Source organism: Erythrobacter dokdonensis DSW-74, assembly GCF_001677335.1.
Taxonomy (GTDB): domain Bacteria; phylum Pseudomonadota; class Alphaproteobacteria; order Sphingomonadales; family Sphingomonadaceae; genus Erythrobacter; species Erythrobacter dokdonensis.
This window is the reverse complement of the sequence record NZ_LZYB01000009.1, coordinates 112,832-121,518: the sequence shown is the minus strand read 5'-3', so window position 1 is coordinate 121,518 and position 8,687 is coordinate 112,832. Positions and strand designations below refer to the sequence as shown.

Genomic DNA, 8,687 nt, shown 5'->3' with positions numbered 1-8,687 from the left:
GGCGGCGGCGGCGGCGGCGGGGGAGGCGGCGGCGGCGGCGGGGGAGGCGGCGGCGGCGGCGGCGGGGGCGGCGCTTCCTCACCACCGAAGTTATAGATGATGGAACCCAGCAACGAATGCGTGGTCAGGCTGGTGTCCAGAGAACGACCGAGCGGATCGACCAGATTGACGTCCGGAGCATTGAAGTAGCGATACTTCAGGCCAACGTCCCAGGAGTCACTCAGCGGAGCGCGGATACCTGCAAGCAGCTGCCACGCAAAGCCCGTGTCGGAATCGTTCCACACACCCGGGCCGTTGGCATTCACGCGACCGTCCATGTCGACGCGAGCAACACCGACACCACCGCCCGCAAAGGCCTGCAGACCATCATCGCTGCCGAAGTCGAAAAGACCGTTGAGCATGAAGCTCAGGGCGTTCACTTCACCCAGAGCTTCGCGATTGCCCGAGAAGGTGTTGAAGCCAACGGTGTCAGACGGGTTGAGAACCAAGCCTTCGCGGCCTCCGCGGACGGAGTCCAGATCAGCGGCGCGGTAGCTGGCTTCAGCTTCAAGCCGGAATCCACCGAAGTCATAGCCGACGGCAGCACCGAAGTCATAATCGGTGTCGTAGTCGGCGTTGGCGTCTCCGGCGACACCGTTTACGTCGAGATCTTGGTCTTCAACGATCATGACGCCGCCGTCGCCCTGAATATACCACTGCCCTTCGCGGGCCAGGGCGGGCGAGGTCAGCGCGGTCGAGGCCATCGCCATTCCAATGACGAGTTTGCGCATTCTAAAATTCCCCTTTGTTATCGACGTGAGGCACCGCAGGTCTCTATCTTTTCCACATTCCGGTGGCAAGCGGTCAATAGTGGACATGTGTTGCAAGAATGCATCTATCCGCCGATTATGAACAAAAAGGCAATCCAATGCCGAGTGGCGCAACGCTGGCGTTCTCGACCTGGCGGATCATGGCATCGAAGGGGGAAACAGGCCTATCAGCCTCAGAGTATCAATCAGATTTGCAAGCGCCGCCCGCGCCTCGACATCGATAACCGAACCGCTTTCGGGTGACGCTGGGGCCGTGGCTGCTTGCCACCCGGAGCGAAAGCACAACCATTGCCCTGCATCGCGGTCGAACAACTGCATTCCGTTTTCGGGTGCGATGAAATGCCAAGTCCCGGCGATAAAAATGGCCAGATGATCGGCGTGTGAGGCCCAGGCACCGGACGCATTCGGCGTCACCCTGTAGCATTGGCCCTCGGTGACATCTGAAGGAGGTTGATCATGTGAGGCAACAACTCCGCGATGCGCCAAGGCGTCCAGAATTGCAAAAGCCTGATTGACGAAGAACTCCTTTTGGGACTGCCCGGCGAAGAGCAGCGGCAACCCTATGGCGGGAGTATTTGCGGGAAATGCGATCGGTTCGGTCATTGGCGACTCCTTGGGTTCAGCTCAGATGAGCGAGGAAAAGCGGATGCGATTGACCGAAGGTCCCGATCTGTCTCACCCACAAGGCAGCCGTTCCATGCGTGCTGATGAGCAGACTGCGTTCTTCCAAAGCAAGTTCGAAGCGCGGCTCATTCACCGACCAAGCGACGAACGGGGAGAGCGCCGGGCCGTAGCCCACAAGATACTGCTCCTGTTCTTCCACCAGAGGGACCTCTACCAGGTCCTCCCAGCGCCACTGGCCTCGTGCTCTACGCGTCCAGCATAGTTCCCAACGATTGCCGGGCGTCACCGTCAGGCGAGCATGAACCGGTGCCAGCGGACGCCGTGAAAGACCTGGGTTGCGTAACTCGGCAATTACGATCTCCGGGTCTCCAGGACCGATAGCCGCAATCCGCGTGGTCGCCAGAGGAGGAACGTCGGCCGGGTCGAGCGCGACGAGGCTATCATCGAGGAGAATGACACTGGTCTGTGGAGAATGACCTGTTGCAGCTTCTGCCTCCGTGCCACCTCTACCGCGTAAGAGACCCTGCAGCCGCCACTGGCGTTCGCCAAGAGCCTCAGCGCGAGCGAACTGTACGACTTCGCCTCCAACCATCAGCCGGTTGGCGCCGTTCGCAAGTCCGCTGACATCTGTATCAGCAAAGTCCAGTCCCTCGCCTACGAGCTCGACCAGCAGGCTGGATGTTGGTTCGAAAAGAACCGCCGATGAGGGGGCAAGCGGTTCGAGGAGTGCGCCCATTACCGCGCGCTGCGTTCCCGAACTGCCTATCGGGATCAACCGGCTTGATTCTGCCAGATACAGTGCGGCCCCACGCCACCCCGAATGCGCAGCAGACGTCGCCGCGAAGAGTAGAGGGCTGGCAGGATTGAGATTTCCGTCGCCTGGTACTTCCAGCGCTTCCAGCCTGGTTGGCGGCATCGGCTCATCAGCTGGCGGCAGCGTATCACCCGGATCGCTTATGGTTTGCGCAGTTAACTCCGGAGCAACTCGCTCGAGTGAGAGTTCGACCCCGCCCTCGAACCACTCCCAGCTGGATATGAACCAAACCCCCCGCATGGTCGGGAGGCGCACCGCTGCACCGGGCTGCAGGCGCGGGTCGAGTTCGCCGATCCGCCAAAGCACAGTTTCATTCTGCCAGCGCGCACGAGTGGCCCTCCTGTTGGCGAGCTGCCGTGCACCATCCGCGGTAAGGGTGGCGGGCAGGTCGAACATCGTCTCGCGTCCATAACGCCGCGAGCCAAGAGCACGCTGAACACCCGGTTGATAATCGCGTCCTTCGTCATAGTAGCGTAGCGCGGCAGGCTCCCTGGCTGCCGGTGCCGCACGTTGTTTGTGCCGACCTTCATTTCCAGAGCGCTCATCAGGAAAAAGCTGTTGAGGCAGCGTTATGATATCGGCCTGTTGAAGGGCGCGCGGCGCAATTCGCAGACCGTCTCTGCCCGATATGCAGACCAGCGGAATGATCTCATCGATCGTTGCGAGGGTTGCTGCCAGCGGCCCTCCGTCATCGGCGTAACCGCGCAGATGCGCAAACGTCGCTGATGGCCCTTCGGCTGCACCTGGGACCATAAGTTCCAGCGAAACGCTGGTTTCGCCGCCCTCTGCGAAGATCTCGAAGCTCAGTGCGGGAATGCGGTTGCCGAAGTCTCCGAGTTCGAGTTCTTCGAACACGACATAGGCGCAATCACGAAAGGCCGGGGCAAGGCCACCTTTGTCGGCTGCGATGAGTGGATCGACCGGGTCATCGCCATAACCGTGATAGAAGCGAATTTTGCCCGCCACTTTCAGATCATCAAGGGCGCCGCGTAGCAGATTGCCATCCGCCCAGATCCGGCCAAGGCGTGCTAGAGGTGTGCTAGACAAAGCTACGGCAAAAGAGGCGGAATAGGAATAGGTTACGGTCGAAGGCTGACCCTTGCGCCCTTTCTGCTTGCGCTTACTTTCGATCAGGTCGGTTGACCAGATGATGGTCCCGGGAACGCGCATCCGCCCGAAGTGGCGCGCAAGCGGTTGTCCGTAGCTGGAGGTGCTGACCGTAAGTTCCCGCAGCCGAGGGCCTTGGCGGCTGCCGCCGCCAAAAATTGCGGCATCGGCCTGGCGGCCGATCAGAGCGCCGATGGTTCCGCCGATCGGCCCGCCTATGGCAGTGCCGAGCGCTGTGAGGAGCAGTGTTGCCATCAGACTAACGTTCCTTCGAGGGCGCGACACGCCACTTGCTGCTAATTGCGTGGTCGGGATCAAATCGATGGATGACCACCCGCCGCAGTCCGGCATGGGCGTGGATGACCTCGTGCCGGGTTTTCGTGATCATCAGGTGATGCTGCCCGTAGCCCAGACTCACCAGCAGAACTTCATTGGCTGATACGGGCCCGCCTGTCGGTTTCAGGCCCGATCTTTCGGCGAAATCTAACCATCGCTCGATCATCGCGTTACGCAGGCTGTATCCGCGGGGCGCAATAGCCCCTTGGCCCATCGCGACAAGGCTTGCGTAAACAAGGCCTACGCAATCCAGACCGGTAGCCGGGTCAAGCCCGTGGAGACGGAATGGCGTGCCCACCATCGCATGAGCCGCATCGCCAATGCAGGTCGGCCGCCAAGCCTGTTTCTGCAGGTCTGTGGTCATGAGGATTGACCGTAGCGCGAGAGCAGATCGTTGCCCGGTAGGAAGGGCTCGCCGCGAAAGTTTCGAGCGTTGTTGAAACGCTCCGAACAGGTCGCGATCGTATGGTCGCAACCCTCGCGCAATTCGGCTTTGGTTCCTATCGCTGTCCCGTCGACCAATGGTCGGTCGAGCACCAGCCAGTCATCGTCGATATCGATGATGTCGAACATGACCCCGGTCTGGGCACCGTTCAGGAAACGGAGCCTGCCATCGATGTGATCGGCGGCTGCGAGAGTTGCGAAGCGCACCCTGTTGCGATCGAGATCAATGTCAGAGAGCTTGTGTGTCGACGTAAACCGGGCTGCGGAAAGCCCGCATCCGCGTCCGCAAAATTCGGCGCGGCAAGTCGGACTGGTGCGCGGCACCAGGTCTTGTTCGAGCAGGTGCTTGTCGGAACGCAGCTCGGCGGAGAAATGTGATTGGTCGTCTTCGATCCGACCGATCCTGCCCGTGTAGAGAGCATGATGCTCCAGCGTTGTCCAGTCGACGGCGCCGATCTCGATCGCTGCGTTATCGAACAATCCCGCTGCCAGATCGTCCTCGCGGATTGCGTCGTGATTGAGCGCGCCTTCCGCTTCGGCGCTGTCGCTTGAGATATCAGCGGTCAGACGGATTGCAGCCGGCACCATCCCCGGCGCCGCGCGGTGGGTAATACCGCCGAAGGCTAGGTCGCGATCGTGGCTTGTGAAGGCCAGCATCACGCCGTCGCGACGAAAGATGCGCCAGAACGTCGCCACCGTATCCAGCTCGCGGTCGAAAAAGACCCGCATCATGCCACCTCGCGCAGCTCGATGAGGGGGATCGAGGGCGCTTCCCCTGCAGTGAAGTTCACTGCCGAGATGTCGATCCTGTCCTCAGCGAAGCGCACCGGCACATCGAACAGAAAGCCAGCGCGGATCGCGGCTCCGGCTGGCGGCGCATCCTGGAAACGGATCAGCCCGCCAGGTTGAAGGCTCCATGCAACGTTCGCCACGCCGTCGATGCTGACGAGCACGCTGTCGGGACGGGGCCGGGTGATTGGCCGGAGCTGTGGATCGTCACCACCGCCATAGGCCTTGATGAGTTGGAAATCCGCTCGTGCCCCGTCGCCTGTGCCGATGAGTTGGTCGGACATGGTGGGCATCCCCGTCATCCCGTTGGAACTGTGATCAAACGGGTCCATGATGCGGAAACCCCGCGCCGGGCCGCGCCGTGCACGGAAGAAGGCAAGCAATTCGGACAGTTCGGCTTCCGATCGGATTCCCGGACCCACATCGAAGTGCACGCGCGCATCGGACCAGAGCGAATTGCGTTGTTCGTGCCCTGACGATGTGACGGCGATAGCGGTCGAGAACTCCGGTGCGACCGCGGTGTTGCGCCCGAGCGCAAAGGGATAGAGGACATCGTCGAAGGGGGTCATGCTTAGCTCCGGGGTGGGGGGCAGGCGGGTGTAGCCATCACGATTCACCTGCGGCAGCGCCCACACGTAACGGCGGGGAACTCCGCGCTCTGCCGCTTCATCGAGGCCGCTATCTATCCGTGCCCAGAAGACTTCCGCATCTGCCGGATCGAGGACAAAGCCCGCAAAGTAATCCTGTTGGGGCAACGGATAGCCTAGCCGTGCATCGACGAAGCCGTAGGCGGCCCGTCGCGCTGCGTCGGCGCCGGCGGTAAGCCAGTCATAGTCTTCCACCTGGAGCCGGTCGAAAGCGGGCAACGACCAGCCCCCAGGCAGATTGGCGCGGTACTGCTCGGGCATCGCCGGATCGAGGATTGTCGGCGTGAAGGCTAGAAGAAGAACTTCCGAGCCGCCTTGTGCAGCTGCACGAACGGCAGCCGTCAAGTCAGCGGTCGATTGCGCAAGAATGGCTCCCGCCGCATCGAGCAGTGCGAGGTCCCCCGGATCGAGCGGCTCGCGCAGGCTGTCGATGATCGGCGGGTCTCCTCCGAATGCCGCCCGCGCCACATCGTCATAAAGGCAGATCTCGCCCGCCGACGTCACCCACCACCATGGCTCGCCGATCTGGAACCTGACCGGCAAACCTGCCTGTTCGAGCAAGCCGACAAAAGCGCGCCCGCAATCGGCCAGCCACGCCATTGCCTGTGCATTGGCGGGCGAGAGCAAAGTTGAGGGCGGCACCCAGCCCGTAAGCGCAGGTTCACCGGTTGCGGTGCGTTGCTTCCATGCTTCGGGGCAGTAGGCATCGAACAACTCGTAAGAGAGCGATACGATGACCTCCAGCTCCGCTGCCTGTGCAAGCTCGAAGAAGTTCCGGTGCCAATCCGTTGCCGGTTGGTCCAGTTGCCCCGGGGTCGCCGCCAATAGTCCGGCATCGGCTTGCCGGTCGAGCCGCATGAAGTGGCTCATTCCGACGTAATGCACCAGATCGTCGCGATAGCCCAAGCCGACGGCCGCCCTGATCAAGCGGGCCGGGGTCTGGTTGTAGGTATCGTCATAGGCGGTTGCGATGCGCTCGCCGTGCGGCGGCACCAGTACGTCGCCAAGCTCGAGCACGGCTCGCCCGCCGTCGACCGATAGTTGCGAAATCACTACCGCACCATTGAAGCGCGATGCCAAAGGAGCGCTGCTCCCGGCCACATATCCGGGCGCGACGAGCGAAATGAACATCCGGTCGATATCGCGTGGGTAAACTCCTTCACCAGGCAACGAAAAACCGCTTTCGAGACCGGAGAAGGGCAGGCTGATCAACGCGTCGGTGGGGGTGCCTTCGGCATAGTTCCAGAGCCGGACATACCACACCCTCGGTGCGCCGCTCGCATCGCGACCTTCGATAGTCAGCGTCGGGCCATTGGGCTGGTCCAAGGGTATGATGCCCTCGGACTGCCACCGGAAGCTGAGAATTGTATGCGAATAGTCTCGGTCTGTCTCGTAGGCGAGGAGCGGGTGATCGAGCACATCCACGCTGTCCCAGATCAGTCCGACCAGTTCGCCGGCATGGTGCAGTTCCACGCTGATGCGCATCGCATCGCTGCCGAGCGTGACTACCGACGCCATCGCAGGACGGGGGAAATTGACCGTCCAGAAGCGCGGATCGAAGCGCTGCATGAAGGTGCTTTCCTGCGCGCTGCGTTCGCGCGCGAGCCAGAATGCCATCGGGTTTCCTCCCTCAGACCTGCTGGAGGGTGCGACGAACCGCGCTGGCAATCTGTCGCGACGAGCGCCGCATGGCGGTCGGCGCAGCCGTGCCGCGCGGCACCGCCAGCTGGATCGCTACACGCACGTCCCGACCCTCAGAAGTCAGTCCGCGGCCCGTTTCGATCCTGCCCGACGCGGTGGGCATGAAAACCTCCGGCCCGTTTTCGCCGACGAGATAGGCACGGCCCGGCGACACGGGGCCTCCTGTTGCCCGGCCTGGCAGGCCTAGCAGTGCGCCAAGTGACTGACTGACAAGCCCGCCCAGTCCGCCGCCGCCCGATCCTCCGAACAGGCTTGCCAGTCCGGATTGCAGGGCGTGGCCTGCAATTTCATCGAGAGCGCGAAAGGCGACCCGTTTGAGATCGTCGAAGCCCAGGCTCCCGCGTCGCAGTGCCGATAGCAATCCGGTCTCGAGCACATTGCCGGCCCGCCCGAAGCCGTCCACCAGCGAGGTGTCGAGCGACCGCCGCATCTTTTCGAGATCGGCGGCAAAGCCATCAGTGCTGGCGCGCACGTCAATCACCAGCTCTTCGAAATTGTCATCCATCGGAATCGCGCTCCATCATGCGGGCGATTGCTTCCTGGCTTGGCGCAGCCGGGAATGGGGAATCGCCAGAGTCGGTAAGGGCCATCACCAATTCCCCGGGGGTTGCGCTCCAGAACTCGGCCGGTCGCCAGCCGAGTAGCCGTGCTGACACCGCGCAGCACCTGCGCGCGGCATCGGCAAAGGTCGCGGTCACGCGTCGCCCTGCAGCACTTGTGCAAGGATGGCCCGAACCGGTGCGGTCGCCGCCAGGACGCCCATGGTCATTACTGCCTCTCCGACTGCGCTCCTTTCGGGCCGGTTCTCGTCGGGCAGACAATGCCACAGCAGGGCCGCAATCTCGGCGAGGGTAAGCATGCCTTGTGCCGCGCGTTCGATAAGCGCGAAGAGCGAGCCCAACTCGGCTTCGGCCAATACGAGGTTTTCAAAACTGGGGCGCAGCACGTGGGTCGCCCCGGCGATCACGAACTCTGTTTCGCCTCTCAGTGCATTGGCCGATTTGCTCATGCCGGTACTACCGGCCCCGAGCTTTCAAGCTGGAGCGTGTAATTGCGCTCGCCGTTGAAGTCCCCTGCATAGTCGAGGCGTTGGACAAGAAAGCGGCCGCGCAGCTTTTCACCGTCCTCGAAGGACAGTTCATAGTCTTCCAGCGTCCCGGCCAGGGCATGGGTGCGCACGGCGCTTTCCGCCACACTACCAAGGAAGATGCCGGCGGCGCTGACCGAAACGGAGCGGGTACCCGCACCCGACAACAGATCTCGCCACCCGGCCGATCCCTTGTGGGTGATTACCACCGTGTCACCATTGATAGACATCTGCGTGGTTCTGAGACCTGCGACCGTCTGGTATGCAGGGGGCGAGGCGCCATCGCTGATCTTGAGCAGGAAGGCGGATCCTGATTGTGCAGGCATGGG

Annotated in this window: 10 protein-coding genes; all 10 read right to left on the bottom strand. The window is 62.3% G+C overall.

The annotated features are described in order from the left end of the window. Nucleotides 1-770, bottom strand: a 770-nt coding sequence (locus I603_RS14065; RefSeq protein ID WP_084440143.1) for an outer membrane protein, incomplete at its 3' end; no start/stop codon positions are given. 177 nt (nucleotides 771-947) lie between these two features. Beyond that, a complete protein-coding gene (locus I603_RS14060) occupies nucleotides 948-1,412 on the bottom strand; it encodes a DUF2793 domain-containing protein (protein ID WP_068865862.1) in 465 nt (154 codons plus the stop codon). 16 nt (nucleotides 1,413-1,428) lie between these two features. Continuing rightward, nucleotides 1,429-3,609, bottom strand: a complete 2,181-nt coding sequence (locus tag I603_RS14055; protein WP_068865861.1) for a phage tail protein — start codon at nucleotides 3,607-3,609, stop codon at nucleotides 1,429-1,431. 4 nt (nucleotides 3,610-3,613) lie between these two features. Beyond that, a complete protein-coding gene (locus tag I603_RS14050) occupies nucleotides 3,614-4,054 on the bottom strand; it encodes a hypothetical protein (protein WP_086621772.1) in 441 nt (146 codons plus the stop codon). Then, nucleotides 4,051-4,866: a DUF2163 domain-containing protein gene (locus I603_RS14045; protein WP_068865860.1), complete on the bottom strand. Its 816-nt coding sequence runs from the start codon at nucleotides 4,864-4,866 to the stop codon at nucleotides 4,051-4,053. Before I603_RS14045 ends, I603_RS14050 begins: the two co-directional genes overlap by 4 nt. Continuing rightward, nucleotides 4,863-7,187, bottom strand: coding sequence for a DUF2460 domain-containing protein (locus I603_RS14040; protein WP_068865859.1), 2,325 nt, complete (start codon nucleotides 7,185-7,187; stop codon nucleotides 4,863-4,865). The genes I603_RS14045 and I603_RS14040 overlap by 4 nt, the downstream gene beginning before the upstream one ends. A gap of 13 nt (nucleotides 7,188-7,200) precedes the next feature. Then, nucleotides 7,201-7,776, bottom strand: coding sequence for a tail tape measure protein (locus I603_RS14035; RefSeq protein ID WP_068865858.1), 576 nt, complete (start codon nucleotides 7,774-7,776; stop codon nucleotides 7,201-7,203). Beyond that, nucleotides 7,769-7,927 (bottom strand): phage tail assembly chaperone, encoded by a 159-nt coding sequence (locus I603_RS14385; protein WP_232305410.1) that lies wholly within the window; start codon nucleotides 7,925-7,927, stop codon nucleotides 7,769-7,771. The genes I603_RS14035 and I603_RS14385 overlap by 8 nt, the downstream gene beginning before the upstream one ends. A 38-nt stretch (nucleotides 7,928-7,965) precedes the next feature. Beyond that, complete coding sequence (locus tag I603_RS14030) at nucleotides 7,966-8,280, bottom strand: gene transfer agent family protein (RefSeq protein ID WP_068865857.1); 315 nt, start codon at nucleotides 8,278-8,280, stop codon at nucleotides 7,966-7,968. Beyond that, entirely contained in the window at nucleotides 8,277-8,684 is a 408-nt protein-coding gene (locus I603_RS14025) for a phage major tail protein, TP901-1 family (protein WP_068865856.1), read from the bottom strand. The genes I603_RS14030 and I603_RS14025 overlap by 4 nt, the downstream gene beginning before the upstream one ends. Nucleotides 8,685-8,687 lie beyond the last annotated feature (3 nt).

Excerpts from the sequence above, each read along its gene's own strand:
- I603_RS14060 (WP_068865862.1), bottom strand. The coding sequence starts at position 1,412 with ATGACCGAACCGATCGCATTTCCCGCAAATACTCCCGCCATAGGGTTG.
- I603_RS14055 (WP_068865861.1), bottom strand. The coding sequence starts at position 3,609 with ATGGCAACACTGCTCCTCACAGCGCTCGGCACTGCCATAGGCGGGCCG.
- I603_RS14050 (WP_086621772.1), bottom strand. The coding sequence starts at position 4,054 with ATGACCACAGACCTGCAGAAACAGGCTTGGCGGCCGACCTGCATTGGC.
- I603_RS14045 (WP_068865860.1), bottom strand. The coding sequence starts at position 4,866 with ATGATGCGGGTCTTTTTCGACCGCGAGCTGGATACGGTGGCGACGTTC.
- I603_RS14040 (WP_068865859.1), bottom strand. The coding sequence starts at position 7,187 with ATGGCATTCTGGCTCGCGCGCGAACGCAGCGCGCAGGAAAGCACCTTC.
- I603_RS14035 (WP_068865858.1), bottom strand. The coding sequence starts at position 7,776 with ATGGATGACAATTTCGAAGAGCTGGTGATTGACGTGCGCGCCAGCACT.
- I603_RS14030 (WP_068865857.1), bottom strand. The coding sequence starts at position 8,280 with ATGAGCAAATCGGCCAATGCACTGAGAGGCGAAACAGAGTTCGTGATC.
- I603_RS14025 (WP_068865856.1), bottom strand. The coding sequence starts at position 8,684 with ATGCCTGCACAATCAGGATCCGCCTTCCTGCTCAAGATCAGCGATGGC.